Here is a 19,395-nt window from a genome sequence, read left to right on the forward strand (position 1 = left end):
CCATGAAAGCAGAAGGCTATTCAGCATTACACGAATTCTGGATCAATCTGCGGGGCATCCCTAATCACGTTTATCGGGCGATGTTTCGCGGCGGTCCGCCAAAGACCGATCGCACGCGGTCGTCGTTTATCTTCGGCAACGTCTTCCTGCATCTTCATTCGGTTCGCACACATCTCTGGAGCCTGCGTTGGAGCACGACCATGGGGCTCGGCATAATGACGACCGCGGCATTTCTGATAACACTGGTCACCGGCATCCTGCTGATGTTCTATTACAAGCCGTATCCGGACGTAGCCTATCAATCGATCAAGGACATTCATTTCATCGTGCCGACCGGCCGCTTTATGCGGAACATTCACCGCTGGGCGGCCAATGTAATGGTAGTCGCCGTGATACTGCACATGGCACGGGCGTTCTACACCGCCTCGTACCGAAAGCCGAGGGAATTCAACTGGTTCATCGGATGGGGTTTGCTTGTCACGACTTTGGGCCTGTCGTTTACGGGTTATCTGCTTCCTTGGGACCAACTCGCATACTGGGCGATCACGATCGGAGCCAATATCGCCCAGAGTCCTCGCGAGATCACGGATGCACTTGGGATCACGGCTTGGGCAGATATCGGCGGTCTGCAGCGTGAGATCCTGCTGGGATCGGACAAGGTGGGCGAAGAGGCTCTGATCAGATTTTATCTGCTCCACGTAATGATCTTGCCGCTGGCACTTGTAATGTTAATGGCGGTGCATTTCTGGCGGATACGAAAGGATGGTGGGCTTGCAAAACCGGGGAATGCCGATGAGATGGTCGCCGAAGAAGCCAAGGAATTCTATCCGGTCTTTACGGATGCTCCTACGAAGACATACCATCTTGCCGCTGTTGTAAAGGGCAAAACTCCGGCGGTCGGCAGCGGGCCGGAGCATACCGTTCCCTCGATGCCGCACCTTTTTTACGCCGAGCTCGGCGTGCTGATGCTGACAACGCTCATCTGTGTCGCGCTGGCTTTTGTTTCTGATGCACCGTTAAAAGAGCTAGCAAATCCGCTCGTGCCCGAGAATCCGGCCAAGGCGCCGTGGTATTTCCTCGGTCTGCAGGAGATCGTTTCGTTCTCGGCTTTTATGGGCGGCATCGGCATTCCGATGTTGTGCGTGATCGGATTGGGGTTGATACCGTTCCTCGACCGCGAAAAGGAAGGAACAGGCGAATGGTTTGGCGGACCAGGCGGATGGAAGCTGGTGAAATGGTCAGTTGTCGTTGGATTTGCAGGCTCGATCGGTGTCGAGGCATTTGCTATACATTTCGGTTGGCTTCGCGAGGCGTTCCCCGATATTCCCCAGCTTTTTATTACATTCATCAATCCCGGTACTGTCCTGACGGCGATCTACGCGGCTTATTCGATATGGGCCGTTCGAAAGTACAACTCAACCCGTGCAGGTGCTCTCGCTTTGTTCACCTGCTTTCTCTGCGGGTTCATCGTCCTGACGGTCATCGGAACCTATTTCCGCGGCCCGAACTGGGATTTCTTCTGGTCGCCATCTGACTGGGGAGGCCATTGACGCTATGAACAAGAATAAGTATCTGTTGATGGTCTCAAGTATCGGGGTTTTCCTGCTCCTCGCTGCCGCTGCTGTGTCCGAGAACTTTATGAAGGACTGGCACAGCATTCAGGGGAACGCCAAGACCACAGAAGGTCCGATCGATCTGCGGCTGCGGCAGATCGTCAATCCAAGCCTGAAAGTTACCGACCGGTGCGTTACGTGTCATGTCGGTATGGCTTCGGGAGAGCAGATCACGACCGATCAGAAGGTTGGTGCTGCTCACAAACCGGTCGTCCATTCACCGACCGAGATCGGCTGCACGACTTGTCACGGCGGGCAGGGACAGGCGACCGAGAAAGACGACGCTCACGGAAATGTTCACTTCTGGACCGAGCCGATGCTACCAGCGAAGTATGCCTACGCGAGTTGCGGAACCTGTCACACGCCGCTGAATGTTCCCAATCTGCCGACCCTCGAAAGTGCCCGCAAGACGTTTGAAAGGCTCGACTGTTACGCCTGTCATCGTCTCGACGGCCGCGGAGGCACGCTGCGTCCGGGCGGCAATGTGACGGGAATGGAAGGCCCCGACCTGTCACATGTCGGCCTGAAAGGCTACAACGCCGAATGGTATGCGGCTCACCTGCAAAAGTCTCGGCAGGCGACGGACCCGGCCTGGAAAACCTCATTTCGTGAGGTAGCCGAGGCAGACCGCTCGGCTCTGAAGATCTTTCTCGACACCCAAATGGGTGCGCCGAAACTGATCGAAGCAAAGGCGCAGTTCAATTCGGTCGGGTGCGCTGGTTGTCATACCGTCGGAAGTTTTGGCGGTGACGCGGGCGTCAATCTATCCCTCTCGGGTTACAAAGATCCGAATCAACTGAATTTCACTAAGGTTCCGGGCGATCACACTTTAACCAACTGGGTCGTCCAGCATTTCCGTTCACCTGCGTCCACGGTCGCGGGATCGCAGATGCCCGTACTTGGGTTGTCTGATAACCAGATCGACCTGCTGACGCTCTATACACTTTCGCTCAGACGGCGCACCTTGCCTGACGTCTATCTTCCGAAGGACCGCGTGCGCGCTATGCGTTTCGGCGAACGCGAGTTTGCTAAGGATGGTGAGACCATTTTCACGGCGGTGTGTTCAAGTTGTCACGCGGCAGATGGACGCGGAACCCGGTTCCCGGGCCTTGTTCCGAACCCTTCGATAACAAATCCTGAGTTCCTGCAGCTCGCCTCGGACGATTTTCTCTTCCAAACGATACGGAATGGCCGGCCCGGACGGCCGATGTTGGCTTGGGGTGACCGTGTGAATGGCTTTAAGGAAGATGAGCTTCGAGCCGTCATCGCCTACATTCGCAATCTCGGCGGCAACATCCAAGCACAGCCCGATGCCAAGCCACAGCTGTGGGCGACGGGCGATGCAGCACTCGGAGCGACACTCTTTGCTTCAAATTGTTCGGGCTGTCACGGAAAGAATGGCGTCGGCGCAGATGGCCCGGCGCTTAGCAACAAAATGTTTTTATCGAGTGTTTCGGACACCTTTCTGGTCGGGACGATCACGCGGGGCCGGAGCGGGACTGTGATGCAAGGTTTCGGGTTCCCATCGCCGATCCGACGGGCATTGGCCCCAGCGGAGGTCGAATCGATCGTGGTCTACCTGCGCTCATTGAAGGTGAAATAGTTGAGCATTTAACGAGGAATGATATGAAAAAAGAGATCTCAAGACGCGAATTTATGGCGAGGATCACCGCAGCCGGATTTGGGGCACTGGTGGCATCAACGACAAACGCTTGGGGACTGGAAGCCATAACAAATCCCTTGGCCACATACCCAAACCGTGACTGGGAAAAGGTCTATCGCGACCTGTGGGCTTATGATTCCCGTTATACCTTTACATGTGCTCCTAACGATACGCACAACTGCCTGCTCAACGCACACGTACGCCAGGGCGTCATTACCCGAATCGGCCCGACAATGAAATATGGCGAGGCAGTCGATCTGCTCGGCAACGGGACTTCGCATCGGTGGGATCCGCGTGTCTGCCAAAAGGGCCTCGCCTTGACGCGGCGCTTTTATGGTGACCGGCGAGTAAACGGAACGATGGTCCGAGCCGGTTATAAGAAATGGTACGAAGCAGGTTTCCCTCGCGGTGCCGACGGGCGTCCGCCTGAACAATATTTACAGCGCGCTCGCGATGAATGGGTGCGAATGTCGCACGACGAAGGGGCAGTTATAGTGGCAGCTGCGCTGAAGAACATCGCCGAAACGTACACCGGCGACGAGGGCAAGCGAAAGCTCAAGGAACAGCATTACGACGAAGCGACGATCGAGGCCACGCAGGGCGTCGGTACGCAGGTTATGAAGTTTCGCGGCGGTATGCCGCTACTTGGTATGACGCGTGTTTTCGGAATGTACAGAATGGCGAATTCGATCGCCTTGCTTGATTCGCACATCCGCGGAGTCGGGCCCGACAAGGCGATGGGGCCCAAAGGGTTTGATAATTATTCATGGCATACCGATCTGCCTCCCGGCCACACGATGGTCACCGGCCAACAGACGGTCGAATTCGATCTCAACTCAGTCGAGCAAGCCAAAACCGTTGTCGTCTGGGGAATGAACTGGATCACCACGAAGATGCCAGACGCACACTGGCTGACCGAGGCTCGAATGAAAGGCACGCGGGTCGTCGTGATCGCCTGCGAATACTCGGCAACGGCCACGAAAGGAGACGATGTCCTTGTCGTCCGTCCCGGAACGACGCCGGCTCTCGCACTCGGCTTTGCCAACGTGATCATGCAGGAAAACCTGTATGACAAGGAATATGTGCAGCAGTGGACGGACATGCCGATCCTCGTTCGGATGGACACGCTCAAATATCTCAAAGCGGCAGAGGTTTTTGGGGGCGATCCTGCCGTTCTAAAACAAACATTTATCGTCAAGGATGGTGAAAAGGCCCCGCCGCCGATCCAGCAGACGGTGCAGAATGTCGTACCCGAAAAGCTCCGGCTTGAATGGGGCGATTACGTTTTCTGGGATGCGAAAAAGAATGCTGCTCAGCCGCTTACGCGCGACGATGTCGGCAAGAATTCCAAGGCCGTGGACGCAATGCTCGAAGGCTTCGTCGAGGTAACCCTGGCGGACGGAAGCAAGGTCAGGTGTCGTCCAGTCTTCGATCTCGTCAAAGAGTACGCGGCACATTTTACGCCGCAGACGGTTGAGGAACTTACATGGGCACCGGCAGCCGCCGTGCAGAAGTTGGCTCGGCTTTTCGCCAAAGAGCCGGGAACGACGCTTTTTGCACTTGGAATGGGCCCGAACCAGTTCTTCAATAGCGACAACAAGGATCGCGACGTTTTTCTGCTCGCGTCCCTCACCGGAAATGTCGGCAAGATCGGCGGGAACGTCGGATCATATGCCGGAAATTACCGCACCGCTCTGTTTAACGGGGCACCGCAATACATTAACGAGGATCCGTTCGACATTGAGCTTGACGAGACAAAATCAGCTCGGCCAAAGCAGTACTGGCGGGCAGAGTCGGCTCACTACTACAATCACGAAGACCATCCCCTGCGTGTGGGCAATGCTCTTTTGACCGGCAAGACCCATATGCCGTGCCCGACAAAATCACTCTGGTTCGCGAATGCAAATTCGATCCTCGGTAACGTCAAATGGCACTACAACATGGTCGTCAACGCACTGCCCAAGATCGAACTGATCGCGGTCAACGAGTGGTGGTGGTCGACGTCATGCGAATGGGCGGACGTCGTTTTCGGCGTCGATTCCTGGGCGGAGCTCAAACATCCGGACATGACCGCATCGGTAACAAATCCGTTCCTGCTCGTTTTCCCAAAAACCCCGATCCCTCGGATCTTCAATACGATCGGCGATATCGAGGTTTACGCTACGGTCGCGTCAAAACTCGCCGATCTGACCGGGGACAATCGCTTTAACGACTACTGGAAATTTGTCCGCGAGGATAGGACGGACGTCTACTTGCAGCGGATACTCGATCATTCGACAAACACCAAAGGCTATTCGTTCAAAGATCTTCACGAAAAGGCGATCAACGGTGTCCCGGCGATTATCAACAGCAGAACGACGCCGAAAAATGTCGGATACGATCAATTGGTCGACGCCACGCCCTGGTACACAAAGAGCGGCAGGCTTGAATTTTATCGCGAAGAGGACGAGTTTATCGACGCCGGCGAGAATCTGCCCGTTCACCGCGAACCAGTCGATTCGACATTTTACGAACCAAATATCATTATCTCCGCGCCGCATGAAGCGATGCGTCCGAAAACGCCGGAGGACTACGGAGTCAAACGCGACGACCTAAGCTGCGAAACTCGCTGCGGCCGTAACGTTATCTATACCTGGGCAGAAGCGAAAAAGACGGCTCATCCTCTGATCAAGGACGATTACAAGTTTATATTCCACACGCCGAAATTCCGCCACGGTTCGCACACGACGCCGATCGACACGGATATGAACGCGATGCTTTTTGGACCGTTCGGCGACATCTACCGCCACGACAAACGTTCGCCGTTTGTTACCGAGGGTTATGTCGACATCAATCCGACCGATGCACAGGAACTCGGCGTCAATGACGGCGACTACGTCTGGATAGACGCCGACCCGGAAGACCGGCCGTTTCGCGGCTGGCAGAACGATAAGAAGAATTATGCATTCGCGCGGCTTCTCTGTCGTGCGAGGTACTATCCGGGCACCCCTCGCGGCGTGACGCGTATGTGGTTTAACATGTACGGCGCGACGCCCGGCTCCCAGCAGGGACAGCAGGAGCGTAAAGACGGCTTGGCAAAGAATCCACGGACAAACTATCAGGCAATGTTTCGCTCGGGCTCACACCAATCCGCAACCCGCGGTTGGCTAAAACCGACTTGGATGACCGATTCACTGGTTCGCAAAGGAATGTTCGGCCAAGAGATGGGCAAGGGTTTTGCGGCAGATATTCACTGCCCAACGGGTGCTCCGCGTGAATCATTTATCAAGATCACCAAGGCCGAACCGGGCGGCATCGGCGACGAGCCGCTATGGCGTCCGACCAAGCTTGGCATCAGGCCGAGAAATGAATCGGATGCCATGAAGCGTTACATCGCTGGAGATTTTATCGGCAAGAAATAGAGGTTTATATGGATCTACTACACCTACATTTGCTGTTAAATCATTTTCCCGTCATTGGGACAATCATTGGTATTGCCCTGCTTCTGCTCGGTTTCGTCAGCAAGAGCGATTCACTAAAACGTGCGAGTTTGGCGATGTTTTTCGTGCTCGCATTGTTGACAATCGCAGTCTTCCTGACCGGAGAGCCGGCAGAAGAGAGAGTTGAAAAATCGGCCGGCGTCTCAAAGGCTCTCATAGAAGAACACGAAGATGCCGCGATGCCTGCCCTAATCGCGATGGAAGTTACGGGATGTATAGCGCTGATAGGACTCTTTGTGTCATTCCGTGCATCGAAATTCGCGAATATCGGCTTCGCTGCGGCCTTGATCCTTTCAGTCGTCACGTTTGGCCTTATGGCTCGGACCGCAAATCTCGGCGGGCAGATACGCCACGCGGAAATTCGATCAGGCACCGCGGGACCTGGTAACGAAAATCCTGCGGCGACGAAAGAAAAAAGGACGACGATGACGATAAGGACTAGAAGAGTGATGACGAGATATCTCACGGGTGAGACTTTGGGCGAAAGTTAGACACCAAAATGGACGCAACGAAACTGCATTTACTGTTCAACCATTTCCCGTTTGCCGGAACCGTTATCGGTCCAATTGTTCTGATCTATGGAACACGACGGCGGAGTGAGAAGGCTCAAAAGATAGGCCTCGGGATCCTGATCTTGACGGCGATTCTGACACTCGTTGTTTTCGGGACGGGTGAGGCTGCGGGAAAGGGGTTCTGAACTCTTGATCGGCCAGGTGTGGACAAATATTCAGGGCCACCAGGCATCGGCCCTACCGGCCTTTGCAGTGATCGAGGCTAACGGCATTTTTGCTCTTTTCGGGTTGATCAACCTGATGCGGAAAAAAGCTCTGACGAAATGGCTCATCATTATCGTCTTTTTGCTCTCTTTCGCATCGGTCGGCCTCACGGCACGAACGGCATATCTTGGCAGGTCCATTCACTCGGTGGATGCCCCAATAGCAAGGTAAGGAATTGAAATTACTGATGAACAAAAACAATGAAGTTATCGACAAACCAACGACACGGAGAACAAACATATGGCACGCGTAAATAACTGGCAGCTCGGACGAGAAATGTCCTATTGGTATCCGGAAAGCCGTCCGCAAAAGCAATTTGCCGCCGTGTTCGATACAAATAAGTGTATTGCGTGCCAAACCTGCACGCTGGCCTGCAAAACGACTTGGACCTCCGGCAAAGGCCAAGAGTACATGCTTTGGAACAACGTCGAAAGCAAGCCGTATGGTTCGTATCCGCTCGCCTGGGATCTAAATCTATTGAGTTTGCTCGATGGTCAAAACTGGGGCGAGGAAAATGGCGAATCTGTCTATAAAGGAAGCACCATTTTTGAGTCAGCACCGGCCGGCGAACGCGTTCTCGGCTGGCGGCCGGAGGATGAAGATTACGCCTATCCGAACGTTGGCGAAGACGACTGTGCCGGCGGCATCGAACACGGAGCGAGCATCGATATCCCGCATCAGATGGCGTGGTTCTACTATCTCGCCCGTATCTGCAATCACTGCACTTATCCGGGCTGCCTGGCATCGTGCCCTCGCGGTTCGATCTATAAGCGGCCCGAGGACGGCATCGTTCTCGTCGATCAAAACCGCTGCCGCGGCTATCAGGAATGTGTTCGCGGCTGTCCGTACAAGAAGGTGTTTTTCAACCCGATGACGTCGACATCGGAAAAATGCATCGCGTGTTACCCGAAGATCGAGCAAGGGCTGTCACCACAGTGTTTCGCAAATTGCATTGGGAAGATCCGCGTTGCCGGATTTATCAATACGCCAGACAAGGCCGAGGCTGATAACCCGATCGATTACCTAGTTCATATCAAAAAAGTTGCGTTGCCGCTCTTCCCGCAGTTCGGACTTGAGCCAAACGTCTACTACATTCCGCCGATCCACGTGCCGACGGCCTTTACCCGCCAGATGTTCGGCCCCGGTACAGACAAGGCCGTCGAGATCTACCGAAACGCACCGAACGATCCGGACCTGACCAGCTTATTAGGCCTATTCGGCTCGACCGAGGCGATAATGCGCAAATGGAAACGTGTCGGCGATAAGGCTATCGGAATGGATGAGAATGGAAAAGAGCTGGTCAATGTACCGTTCAAGGAACCGGTCCACATTCGACCGGCCTACGACAAGCTCTATCAGATCACGCGCACCAATTGTCCGTGAGGAGGTTCATTATGCGATTCGTAACGTCGCTCACTATTTTGGCTCTTTTATGCGCGACTTCGTGCAATAAGGTTCAGGTCCCGACGCCCGAGGTCAATGTCGCCCAGGTCAAGGAGATCTCGCTTGACCCAAATGCGGCCGTCTGGGATGCAGTCTCGCTCCACGCATCGAAAATGATCCTGCAGGATCTCGTAGAGCCGCGTCTTTTAGAACCGTCGACGTCTGAGGTGATGGTCAAGGCGATCACCAACGGCAGCGAAATAGCATTCAGGCTCGAGTGGCTGGACGAAAGCCAAAGCGATCTTCCAGGGCCTAAACATTTCATTGATGGTTGTGCCGTACAGCTTCCTTCAAAGGTCGATCCAAATGTCCCGGCCCCGCAGATGGGTGAGGTCGGGAAAACAGTTGAGATCTCATACTGGCGTGCCGATTGGCAGGCGATCGTTGAGGGGCGAGCCGATAATATCAACGCGATCTATCCAAATGCATCGATCGACCATTACCCGGCGGAGGCGAAGCCCCTCGAGAATAACCCGCAGGCTCAGGCCGAGGCTGCGGCTCGGTACGCTCCGGCCCGTGCACTTGGAAGCCGGCGCTCCGGACCACGCGAGCAACCAGTCGAAGACCTGATAGCGGAAGGGCCGAGCACATTGTCGCCGGCCCCGAACTCTGTCTCAAAGGGAAAAGGCGTCAAAACGCCTAAAGGGTGGGCCGTCGTCATCTCGCGGCCGATGCCCGCCGGTTTCTCAGCAGTGACGCCATCGCAGATCGCGTTTGCTGTCTGGGAAGGCTCCCACATCGAGGTTGGAGCAAGAAAGATGCGAACCGGTTGGGTGCCGTTGATCTTAAAGTGATCGGGAGAAACTATGGCGGTGATCAGTGATCTTATGAAGGTTCATAAGGTGATCGACGGATTGTTCTTCGAGCACCAGCGGGCATTGCTTCATTTTAATTTCGAAAAGGCACTTGGCCTTCTTAAAGCGTATGAGTCAACTCTTTTCAGCCATATGGCTGACGAAGAAAATATTCTGCTGCCGGTTTACGAAAAGCGGGCCGACTTCCCGGCGGCTGGAGCTCCAAAGCTCTACTATGACGATCACGCCAAGATGCGTTCGCATCTTGGGCTTTTTAAGCAAACGGTCCGCGACATGCCCTCAGAACCTGAGTTGGACCGAGTCATGCTTCAGCTTCTGGATCGCGAAGCCTTTTACCTTCGCCTCTGCAGCCATCACGACCGGCGTGAGGCCGACTACCTTTATCCGATACTGGATGCCCTACTAGCCGACGAAGAAAAGTACGAGATGCTCGTACGCGTTCGGCTTCGCGGGGAAAGACATTGACTATGGGGCCATTATGAAAACCAAAAGAAACAGTACTAGAGATCTGCTCGCCGAAGCGGCAGAATGGCGGCTAATTAGCCTACTATTCGATTGTCCGTCAAATGACTGGCTAAGACAGGTCGAAGATCTCGCAGGTCCTGTCACCGACAAGAAACTGAAACGTGCTGCAAAGGCCGCTCAGAAACAAGCAAGTGAAGGATTATTTCATTCTATCTTCGGGCCGGGCGGACCAGCCCCGGGTCGCGAGGTCAGTTATCGCGGCTGGGTTCAACCGGGTTACATGTTGGCGGAATTGAATAGTTTCTACGACGCATTCTCGTATAAACCAACGACCAACGAGGTGCCTGATCACGTCGCTGTCGAGACCGGATTCGTCGCTTACCTGCGATTAAAAGAACTTTATGCTTTGGAAAACGGCGACAACGAAAGTGCCGATGTGACCTCAAAGGCCTCAGTAACTTTTATCGACGATCACCTTTCCAAATACGCTCAGAAACTGTCCAAATTGCTCGCCGCGTCCGGAATCGAATATCTGAATCTGGCAGGAGCCGCTTTGTTCGCGCGAGTCGGGCCCGATCAGGACAAATCAAAGCAGATCTTTCTCCCTGTACTCGACGAAGAGAACGAGTCCACGCTTGAATGCGGCTGGACTGCTTCTTGATTCGATTCGGAACGCGGCAGCCTGACGCCGGTTTTAATTGCGTTCGACAAGCTTGTCGGGAACGGCCTTTCGTTGCGCTCTCTTGTCGTTTACCCCCCTCTCTTACCTATTACACAACTCTTACATCGGTCCCCGCAAATAGCTGATAACATTTGAATTACGGAAAGAAAACGCTTACGGAAAAGCCCGACGTTTTCGAATCGGGAGAGCTGTCCTGAAATCAGGAGTCGGCTTTCCGTGGGAGGCCTCATCAATCGTGAAAGTATTACTTGTTTATCCTGTTTTCCCTGAAACTTACTGGAGCTTTCGCCACGCACTGTCGTTTGTCGGCAAGAAGGCCGCGTTTCCACCACTCGGGCTGTTGACCGTATCCGCCATGCTGCCGGAAACCTGGCAACGGCGTCTCGTAGATATGAATGTCGAGCCGCTAACCCCGAGCGATATCGAGTGGGCGGATATCGTCTTTCTCAGCGCGATGATCGTCCAGAGGGAGTCGCTCGATCAGGTCGTAAAATTATGCAAGGAACTTGGCACGCGAGTCGCAGTCGGAGGCCCGTATGTCTCTACCAGCTCGAATCTCGTACCGGATGCGGATTTCATTTTCGTAGGTGAAGCCGAAACGACCTTGCCGGAGTTTATCGACGATTTGAAAAGCAGCTCACCCAAACGCATTTATCAAGCGGCCGAGCGGCCCTCGCTTTTGTCCACGCCGGTGCCGGATTTCGGTTTGATCGACATAAACCATTACGCCTCCATGAATGTCCAGTTTTCACGCGGCTGCCCGTTTTCGTGTGAGTTTTGCGACATCATTGAGATCTACGGGCGCTCGCCGCGTACCAAATCAAGCGAACAGATGCTAGCTGAAATAGAGGCGATGCGAGTCGCTGGCTGGCGCGGAACGGTATTTATCGTTGACGACAATTTTATCGGCAACAAACGTGAGGTTAGAAAATTCCTGCCGGATCTTATTGCATGGTCTGAGCGACATAATTTTCCATTCTCTTTTTTGACGGAGGCAAGCGTAAACCTCGCCGAAGACGATGTTTTACTCGAGATGATGCAATCCGCCGGTTTTCACCGTGTATTTCTCGGTATTGAGACGCCCGCGCCCGCAAGTCTGAAAGAAGCCAACAAATCTCAGAATACAAAACGCGACCTGCTTGAATCGGTGCGAAAGATCCAAAGCTATGGAATCGAGGTCATGGCCGGTTTTATTGTAGGATTCGATAACGACCCGGAGGATATTTTCGAGCGGCAAATCAACTTTATCCGCGAAAGTGCAATTCCGCTTGCAATGGTCGGGCTCCTGACCGCCCTTCCCGACACGCAGCTTTGGAAGCGATTAGAGCGTGAAGGCCGACTTGTTCACGAGAGCAGCGGAAACAACACGGATTGTTCATTAAACTTTGTTCCAAAAATGGATCGCGGGCGCCTGGTCGAGGGATACAAACGCATTCTAAGGACCATTTACAGCTCGGAGGAATTCTATCAGCGCGCAATCGCTTGTTTATCGCGCGTAAGTAACGATGCGGCAGCATTGCAGCGAGTCAGCGTTACCGGCGTTCTCAGATCCTTCATAAAAATCGTGTTGAGGCTCGGCGTACGCGACCGGGAACGCCTTCGATTCTGGAAGTATTTATTCCGCGTCGTCAGGCTTTACCCGCGCAGTCTCGGAAACGGGATCGCCCTCGCGGCAATGGGTTATCACTTTAGAAAGGTGACTGAGATACATTGTGCAAAAGTTCCCGTAACGGAGTTTAAGGACGAAGGGACGCAATTGGCCGGCGAAATCAGTTTCGCCGACTGATCGGTTTCGGCGAATTCGGAGAAAGAGATCGATTAGGCCATCGTTGCCAGAATGTCAGTGATATCTTGTTCGGTAGTGTCGGGATTTATGAAACAAAATCGCGATACAGTTTCAGGACCTTCCGGGTTTCTCCATTTGGTGGGAGCGACCAGAGCGAATCCTGACTTGTGATTCTTGTAGGTCCACGCGCGGTAGTCTTCCGGCTGCCATCCTTTTCGACGGTACAGAACGCAGGACAGGCTAGGTTCGCGAACCAGCTCTGTATGTTCGGCTTCAGTGATCAATCGCCCTGCGATCTGAGCTAGTTCGATCCCGCGTTCGATGGCTTTTTCGTACCGATCCGTGCCGTGGTATGCCAATGAGAACCACAACGGGAGGCCTCGAACGCGTCGCGTTAGTTGTATCTGATAGTCCGACGGATTAAATCCCTGTGCACCTTCATCGCTGAAGATATCGAGGTAGGAACCTTCCTGAGCGTGGGCCTTTTTTGCGAGTTCCGGGTCCCGGTAGATGACCGCACCGCAATCGTATGGTGAAAATAACCACTTGTGGGGATCGATCGTGACACTGTCGGCTCGTTCGATACCATTAAAAAGATGCCGGACCGAACGGGCCGCCAATGCTCCGCCACCGTAGGCGGCATCAACGTGAAACCAGATGCCCTCGGATTTACAAATAGCTGCGATTCCCGCGAGATCGTCGATTATTCCCGCGTTGGTCGTCCCGGCGGTTGCGATCACAGCAAAGACCCTGCCGCGATCTTCAGCTGACATCACCGCAAGGGTTTCAGCCAAATGAGAGCTTTCGAGGCGGCGCTCCGTTTCGATCAGAAGGACGTCAGCGTCGATGACCTTCGCCATCGCCTTGATCGACGAGTGTGCTCCATTTGAGGCGATGACGATACCGCGTGTTTTAGAATTGCGTTCGTCCCGGTCTCGCCAATATTCGCGGGCGGTGACCATTGCTGAAAGATTTGCCTCAGTGCCTCCGCTTGCAAAAACACCGAAAGCGCCAGCGGGCATTCCGGTCAGTGACACCAGCCACGCCATCGCCTGGTTCTCAGCAAAAATACAACCGGCTCCCTCGAGCCAGAATGCCCCATGAACGCTGGTTGCCGAGGTGACGAGATCGAACATCACCGCCGCACGGGTTGGAGATGCGGGTACGAAGGAAAGATGCCGAGGGTGATCGATCGGGACACTCGCTTTGACCAAAACGTCCTTGAATAGTGCAAATGCCTTCTCGCCGCCAATGCCTTTGGGCGTGATCGTGTCGCCAACAAGGGAGTGTAACTCCTCTGCTTTTTTTGGAAAGCCGAGCTTAGGATCGGTATCAGAAATACGGCCAATCGCGTATTTGATAACATCAAGCGACATCTCGACAAGATCGATATCTACATTGTGCATAAATTTGAGGATCGGAGCCGTCTTACAATGTAGCTATTTATCAGAAGCCGGAATAATGTCCGATCACGACCGATAATACAACCAGCACGCCGTAAATGATCTCCCAAACGCCGATCTGCATCGCTTTCATTTTACTCCGACCCGCTGATAGCCCGGCTATAGCTCGATAGGCCAATACCGACATAGCCATAATCGTCAAAAACGAACTAAGGCCGTAGAAAGCTAACATTGATACTAGAAGAAGAGCCGCGACATGGGCGAGTGTCGGGATAATCCGGGAGTACCGGTTACCTTTTTCCAGACGAAGTCGCTCGCGAACATACAGGATAGAGGCAATTGACCTTGACGCAAAGATCGCCCATAGAGCGGCGGCGTTTACCAACGGCATATTAGCTGCCAGTCCGATCGCCGCGATCGAAGCCGACATAACGATAGCTCCCGTCAACTCAGGTATCAACTTGCGGCTTTGTCTAGAGGCATCAATGTATATCTGAAAAATAGCGAGCGGCAAGACCCAGATAAATGGGAGTAACGACTGGACGCCAACCGAAAGGAGCGTACCAGCAAGTCCAATGGAGAATATCGCACCGTAGCAGAGCAAAAATCGAAAGGCCAGGCTCGCACGCTCCCTGTTCCGCATGCCAAAGCGGTCCGCGATCAGGACCTTTAACGGTTGCCGTGTGAGAAACGCACCGATAGTAAGACAGGCGATCCAAGGAGCTCCGGTTGAAAACGCGATCGCCAGACCGGCGATTATGGGTTCGAGCAAAAATACCCATCCACCGTGTTCGACCGGAAGAGCGACTTGCCGCACTCGAACAACTCTAATTGGTGCTGTTATCGGTGCGGCAGTCGACATACTTTGGTTCATTCCGAGCGAACTTAGGCTCGAGCCTTTTGTTCGAGTTCGATAGCACGTGGAAAGAGCAGGTTGTTCTCAAGGTGAATATGCTGGTGCAGATCACGCTCAAATTCCCCGAGCCTGTGATAAAGAGCGGTGAAACTCGGGCACGCCTCCGCCGGCAAAGTGTAGTCATTCGTAACTCGACGCATTTTAACAAGTAGTTCCCCGACTTCTTCATGCTCGATGTTCATCATATTTACCGGATGCTGAACCGTTCCGAATGGCGGAAACGCAACGTTCAGATGATTCGAATAACTATGCTCCAGTTTTTGTATGTATGGGAAAAGAACCATTTCTTCCTTCACCATGTGAGGATCCAGATCATCACAGAGTGCCTGAAAAAACTCTTTTAACTCAAGGAGATACGGATGGTGATCGCCGTGACGGCTAGCGACCTTGGCCATCAACGGTGTCAAATGGCTCATTTCGTCGCGTGTATAGACGTGATGTTTATCCAAAATATGATCGACGAGATCGCTCAAGTCCATTTTGGAGAACGATTCTTGATCACTATTTGTTGATCCACCCAGGACGCCATCGATCTTCTCCTTGACTATTTCCGGACTCGCCCCGACGTTTCGACAGGCGTCATCGAACGGCGTGTCTCCATGACAACAATAGTCGATCTTGAATTCCTCAAAGACGCGGGTCGTCAACGGCATCTCAAGTGCTATTTCGCGTACTGTCTTACCTTGAACACTGATCATTAATTAATCCTCCAAATGTATACTCCAGCATAATTGTCGCCTATGTTTACAGGGGGAAATATGATCTCGGTCATGTTCCAAAACTCATTGAGTGGGGCATGGGGCGTCGCCTTTGGGGGTGGGGGTATCGGTCAGACTGGCCTTCACTCGCCGTCTGACACGACCCTAAAAGAAACGCCGTTTGTTATATTGGACAATCCCCAACTCACAGCCATCAATAATTCTTCAATTTTCGGCAAAATCATTCCATCGCCGAATGTCCGTTCTTTTCTTTAGAATTCAAATGTTCAACCGTAAGAATTCCATCGTTCAAGTGATAAATGCGGTCGAAGCCTTTAACCATGCGCTCGTCATGAGTTACGACAATGACTGCTGCTCGTTTCTCGTGTCCGAGTTGCCGTAATAAATCCATAACGGCTTTGCCTCTTTCGGAATCAAGTGCGGCGGTTGGCTCATCGGCGAGAATCACTACCGGGTCGTTGACGACGGCACGGGCAACCGCTACTCGCTGTTGTTCACCACCGGAAAGCGTGGCTGGGTAAATATCTGCCCGATGAGCTAAATCAAGTCTTTCCAATAATGCTCTGGCGCGTTTTAGAGCTTCTCGATTTGAAACGCCGTTGAGGGTTAAGACAAGAGCAACATTTTGGACAACCGTTAGAAACGGAATCAGATTGTAGGATTGAAAAATGATTCCCATTCGCTGTCGCCGCAGCAATCGATCATCAATCAACACTTTCTTTCCTTCAAAAATCGTCTCTCCGGCAATTTCGATTTTTCCGCTGGTTGGTGGATCAATCAGCGAAACAGCCCGTAAAAGTGTGGTCTTTCCTGATCCGCTCGGTCCCATTAAGGCGACCACTTCACCTGCTTCAACATCCAAACTCGCATCTTTGAGAGCGATAACCTCCGTATCACCTTCCCCGAAAATCTTGGTTAAATTTTGAGCCGAAACCTGCTGCATTATTCTCCAACAAGCCCGAAAAGTCTGAAATTTGCGTGAGTATTTTACCCCGCCATGGCCGTCGTCGCGTCAATACTCAGAGCTTTGTGTATGCCAATCCCACTGGCCGCGATACAAATACCAATTACGATTCCAAAAACCATTATTTGATCGCTGACCAGCAACACGAGACGACGCGGAAAATACTCGTAAGTCAAACTAATAATTATGGTTCCGAATACAAATCCAAGGAATCCCAAGATCAATGATTGCTGCAAAATCAAACCGACTATTTTTGAGTTTGGGGCCCCGATAATTTTCAGGGTTGCAATATCTCTGGTTTTCTCAAGTGTCATCGTGTAAATGATGAGGGCGATGATCACAGCCGCCACGACCAAGAGAATTATGCGGAATAGAAGGATTTGTTGTCTCGCTCTTTCGATTACATTTTTCGCTAAAAAATCTTCTTGCTGCTGGGTTGTCAAAACATTGTAATGCGTCCAGCGTGCTATATTTTTTGCCACTTCTTCGGCATTTGCCCAGGATTCCAGCCGAACCAAAATAACATTGGCGATATGTGAACTTTGGAGTAACGAAGAAAGATTATCGGCAGAAACACCGGCAAGTTTGGGATTTTCTGACAAATCCGATTGCAGACGTGCCCGGTCGTTACGAATCGCTTCATTGGATTTAAGAAACTGAAGCTCCTGTGCATCTTCAAGCGTGATAAACGCTGCTGAATCTCCCGAATTTGAAACAACGCCTTCCGTCAATCCGACAACCTCTAAAGTTATTCGTCCGAATTCGAATTGAGTTCCAAGCGAAACACCGGCTTTGCGGTCAACTACCATCTCATATCGGTTCTTCAGAATTGGGCGCCCCGCAGCGATTGCGGGAGGACCGCCGAGACCACCCAAACGATAACCGATGACCTGAAGCCGCAGGATTTTCTCCTGATGTTCGATCTGCAACAATTGATAAGCAACAGGACTAGCTTCGCTCACACCCGAAACCGTGAGGATATTGCGATAGAGATCTTCGGGAACCCGAGAACTTTCCGCAAATGGACCATTGGTATCTTTTTGCACAACCCATAAATCAACTTTGGGGGCACGAACAATGCTCAACGCGTCTTCAACCATACCCGCGTAAATTCCATTCATCGCCATCACTGTTGTGAGCAGCAAACCGAGACCTACAGCAGTTAAAATAAACCGACCCAACCGATATTCAACATCATGGAGTGCGAGGTTCATTGTTTCACCTGCGGCTCTTCTTTACTTTCTTCGGCAGCGCTTGAAACTCGCCGACCTTCATTGCTCAAATCGGATAATTTACCCGGCGAAACGACAACCTTATCTCCACTATCAAGTCCTGAAATCACTTCCGCCCAGCCGCTTGCATCAACCATTCCAGTTTGTATTTTTCTAAAATGCAAACGATTTTCAATCACCAGCCAAACGCCGATTCCTTCTTTTGAGCGAATCAATGCAGATGCGGGAATAACCTTCAAAGTCCTTGTTTTTGGTCGAATTATTGCTTCTAGCTGTTCGCCAAGCCTGATATGTTCGGGTATTCGCTCAAACGAAATATCAACGGCAATTTGTTCGGTTACGCGATCACTTTCACGCTGAATCCGTGTTACTTTTCCCTGCAAATTCCCCGTCTGCATCGAACGCAAAGTAATTTCGGCAAGATCACCAACTTCAAAAGAGTTTGAATTGCTTTCATCAATAAAAACAGTCGCCCAAATTGTTGTTGGGTCGGCAATTTTGAGTATCGGGGTTCCGGGATTTACTACTGCACCGGGTTCTAGTTCACGACTGACCACATATCCGCTTATTTGACTGACGATCACACCTTCAGATTTCCGCGCATCTGCTGATGCAAGTGCAGCTTCGGCAACACTTATATCTTGCTCAATTACTTTCAACCCGGTTCTTAGCGTTGCGACATCGTCATTTGCAACTTTCAGTTGGGCTTGAGCCTGCTTAACATCTTCGCCGACTGTATTGATTTGAGCCTCGATGTTTTTCACATCTTCCAATGCTGTATTTCGTTGAGCTTCGGCATTTTTTACATCATCGTCAGCGGCTTTCTCCTGCGTCAGACGTTCTTCCAAGTCCATTTTTGAAACATCGCCGGATTGGTAAAGTTTTTGCCACCGACTAGCGTTGTTTTGTGCTTGGAGGCGAAGAGTTCGTAATTTTGAAATGGTTGAATCGAATGAGGTTACGGCAGATTTCGCCCGACGCAAAGACGCTCTTGGAACTTCCCTATTAGTCATTATTCGTTGAACAGATGCTCGCTGAACTTCAACGGCGGATAGCGCCCGTTGAATCTCCGCCCGACGAACTTCCGCAGTTGACCTTGAACGCTGCAATGTGGATTCGGCACGCTCCATTTCAGCCCGTAATTCAGAATCTTCGAGCGTCGCTAAAACCTGTCCATTTGAGACCGTATCGCCTTGATCCACGTCAATTGAAATTAATCGCCCAGGTATTTTCGAAGCAATATTTACAACGATTTTTGATTCAACCGTTCCAATGCCTTGAATCGATGGCGTGATTCTCCTCTCCGATATTTCTGTAACCGTAACTTGTGGCGGGCGCAGCCAAAACCACAAAAGCCCCCCGGCCAGAGCCAAAAATCCTACTGCCAAAAGGACTCTCAAGAACGATTTTGTGTATCCGCCTTTCATTAACTGCTCATC

General features: G+C 52.2%; 17 protein-coding genes. 11 read left to right on the forward strand and 6 right to left on the reverse strand.

What is annotated here, in order from left to right; all coding sequences use genetic code 11:
* Positions 1–2: 2 nt before the first annotated feature.
* The 11 genes from IPM21_00200 to IPM21_00250 all read left to right on the forward strand — a co-directional run bounded on the left by IPM21_00200 (position 3) and on the right by IPM21_00250 (position 12,722).
* On the forward strand, positions 3–1,550 hold the full coding sequence (locus IPM21_00200; GenBank protein MBK9162349.1) for a cytochrome b N-terminal domain-containing protein: 1,548 nt from the start codon (positions 3–5) through the stop codon (positions 1,548–1,550).
* 4 nt (positions 1,551–1,554) lie between these two features.
* On the forward strand, positions 1,555–3,216 hold the full coding sequence (locus IPM21_00205) for a c-type cytochrome (protein ID MBK9162350.1): 1,662 nt from the start codon (positions 1,555–1,557) through the stop codon (positions 3,214–3,216).
* A 23-nt stretch (positions 3,217–3,239) separates the two neighbouring features.
* On the forward strand, positions 3,240–6,677 hold the full coding sequence (locus tag IPM21_00210) for a molybdopterin-dependent oxidoreductase (protein ID MBK9162351.1): 3,438 nt from the start codon (positions 3,240–3,242) through the stop codon (positions 6,675–6,677).
* Positions 6,678–6,685: 8 nt separating this feature from the next.
* On the forward strand, positions 6,686–7,246 hold the full coding sequence (locus IPM21_00215) for a hypothetical protein (GenBank protein ID MBK9162352.1): 561 nt from the start codon (positions 6,686–6,688) through the stop codon (positions 7,244–7,246).
* 8 nt (positions 7,247–7,254) lie between these two features.
* Positions 7,255–7,452 carry a hypothetical protein gene (locus IPM21_00220; GenBank protein MBK9162353.1) on the forward strand — a complete coding sequence of 66 codons (198 nt, stop codon included), beginning with the start codon at positions 7,255–7,257 and terminating at the stop codon, positions 7,450–7,452.
* Between the two features lie 16 nt (positions 7,453–7,468).
* Positions 7,469–7,702, forward strand: coding sequence for a hypothetical protein (locus IPM21_00225; protein MBK9162354.1), 234 nt, complete (start codon positions 7,469–7,471; stop codon positions 7,700–7,702).
* A 69-nt stretch (positions 7,703–7,771) separates the two neighbouring features.
* Positions 7,772–8,914, forward strand: coding sequence for a dehydrogenase (locus IPM21_00230; GenBank protein MBK9162355.1), 1,143 nt, complete (start codon positions 7,772–7,774; stop codon positions 8,912–8,914).
* A gap of 11 nt (positions 8,915–8,925) precedes the next feature.
* On the forward strand, positions 8,926–9,768 hold the full coding sequence (locus tag IPM21_00235) for a hypothetical protein (GenBank protein ID MBK9162356.1): 843 nt from the start codon (positions 8,926–8,928) through the stop codon (positions 9,766–9,768).
* 18 nt (positions 9,769–9,786) lie between these two features.
* Entirely contained in the window at positions 9,787–10,254 is a 468-nt protein-coding gene (locus IPM21_00240) for a hemerythrin domain-containing protein (GenBank protein MBK9162357.1), read from the forward strand.
* Between the two features lie 13 nt (positions 10,255–10,267).
* Positions 10,268–10,915 carry a molecular chaperone TorD family protein gene (locus IPM21_00245; protein MBK9162358.1) on the forward strand — a complete coding sequence of 216 codons (648 nt, stop codon included), beginning with the start codon at positions 10,268–10,270 and terminating at the stop codon, positions 10,913–10,915.
* Positions 10,916–11,171: 256 nt separating this feature from the next.
* Positions 11,172–12,722 (forward strand): B12-binding domain-containing radical SAM protein, encoded by a 1,551-nt coding sequence (locus IPM21_00250; protein MBK9162359.1) that lies wholly within the window; start codon positions 11,172–11,174, stop codon positions 12,720–12,722.
* 32 nt (positions 12,723–12,754) lie between these two features.
* Here IPM21_00250 and IPM21_00255 read toward each other — a convergent pair whose 3' ends face one another.
* The 6 genes from IPM21_00255 to IPM21_00280 form a co-directional block, all read right to left on the reverse strand.
* Positions 12,755–14,128 (reverse strand): aminotransferase class V-fold PLP-dependent enzyme, encoded by a 1,374-nt coding sequence (locus IPM21_00255; protein ID MBK9162360.1) that lies wholly within the window; start codon positions 14,126–14,128, stop codon positions 12,755–12,757.
* A gap of 40 nt (positions 14,129–14,168) precedes the next feature.
* Complete coding sequence (locus tag IPM21_00260) at positions 14,169–14,942, reverse strand: YwiC-like family protein (GenBank protein MBK9162361.1); 774 nt, start codon at positions 14,940–14,942, stop codon at positions 14,169–14,171.
* Between the two features lie 68 nt (positions 14,943–15,010).
* Positions 15,011–15,739 (reverse strand): iron-sulfur cluster repair di-iron protein, encoded by a 729-nt coding sequence (gene ric, locus IPM21_00265; protein MBK9162362.1) that lies wholly within the window; start codon positions 15,737–15,739, stop codon positions 15,011–15,013.
* A gap of 241 nt (positions 15,740–15,980) precedes the next feature.
* Entirely contained in the window at positions 15,981–16,703 is a 723-nt protein-coding gene (locus IPM21_00270; protein ID MBK9162363.1) for an ABC transporter ATP-binding protein, read from the reverse strand.
* A gap of 44 nt (positions 16,704–16,747) precedes the next feature.
* Positions 16,748–17,938, reverse strand: coding sequence for an ABC transporter permease (locus tag IPM21_00275; protein MBK9162364.1), 1,191 nt, complete (start codon positions 17,936–17,938; stop codon positions 16,748–16,750).
* Positions 17,935–19,383 (reverse strand): efflux RND transporter periplasmic adaptor subunit, encoded by a 1,449-nt coding sequence (locus IPM21_00280; protein ID MBK9162365.1) that lies wholly within the window; start codon positions 19,381–19,383, stop codon positions 17,935–17,937. The genes IPM21_00275 and IPM21_00280 overlap by 4 nt, the downstream gene beginning before the upstream one ends.
* Positions 19,384–19,395: the final 12 nt, after the last annotated feature.

It is taken from the genome of Acidobacteriota bacterium (genome assembly GCA_016716435.1).
GTDB lineage: Bacteria > Acidobacteriota > Blastocatellia > Pyrinomonadales > Pyrinomonadaceae > OLB17.

Bases quoted from the DNA above. Each gene is read 5' to 3' on its own strand.
- IPM21_00235 (MBK9162356.1), top strand. From the start codon at position 8,926: ATGCGATTCGTAACGTCGCTCACTATTTTGGCTCTTTTATGCGCGACT.
- IPM21_00230 (MBK9162355.1), top strand. From the start codon at position 7,772: ATGGCACGCGTAAATAACTGGCAGCTCGGACGAGAAATGTCCTATTGG.
- IPM21_00210 (MBK9162351.1), top strand. From the start codon at position 3,240: ATGAAAAAAGAGATCTCAAGACGCGAATTTATGGCGAGGATCACCGCA.
- IPM21_00205 (MBK9162350.1), top strand. From the start codon at position 1,555: ATGAACAAGAATAAGTATCTGTTGATGGTCTCAAGTATCGGGGTTTTC.
- IPM21_00215 (MBK9162352.1), top strand. From the start codon at position 6,686: ATGGATCTACTACACCTACATTTGCTGTTAAATCATTTTCCCGTCATT.
- IPM21_00220 (MBK9162353.1), top strand. From the start codon at position 7,255: ATGGACGCAACGAAACTGCATTTACTGTTCAACCATTTCCCGTTTGCC.
- IPM21_00280 (MBK9162365.1), bottom strand. From the start codon at position 19,383: ATGAAAGGCGGATACACAAAATCGTTCTTGAGAGTCCTTTTGGCAGTA.
- IPM21_00270 (MBK9162363.1), bottom strand. From the start codon at position 16,703: ATGCAGCAGGTTTCGGCTCAAAATTTAACCAAGATTTTCGGGGAAGGT.
- ric (MBK9162362.1), bottom strand. From the start codon at position 15,739: ATGATCAGTGTTCAAGGTAAGACAGTACGCGAAATAGCACTTGAGATG.
- IPM21_00275 (MBK9162364.1), bottom strand. From the start codon at position 17,938: ATGAACCTCGCACTCCATGATGTTGAATATCGGTTGGGTCGGTTTATT.
- IPM21_00245 (MBK9162358.1), top strand. From the start codon at position 10,268: ATGAAAACCAAAAGAAACAGTACTAGAGATCTGCTCGCCGAAGCGGCA.
- IPM21_00200 (MBK9162349.1), top strand. From the start codon at position 3: ATGAAAGCAGAAGGCTATTCAGCATTACACGAATTCTGGATCAATCTG.
- IPM21_00255 (MBK9162360.1), bottom strand. From the start codon at position 14,128: ATGCACAATGTAGATATCGATCTTGTCGAGATGTCGCTTGATGTTATC.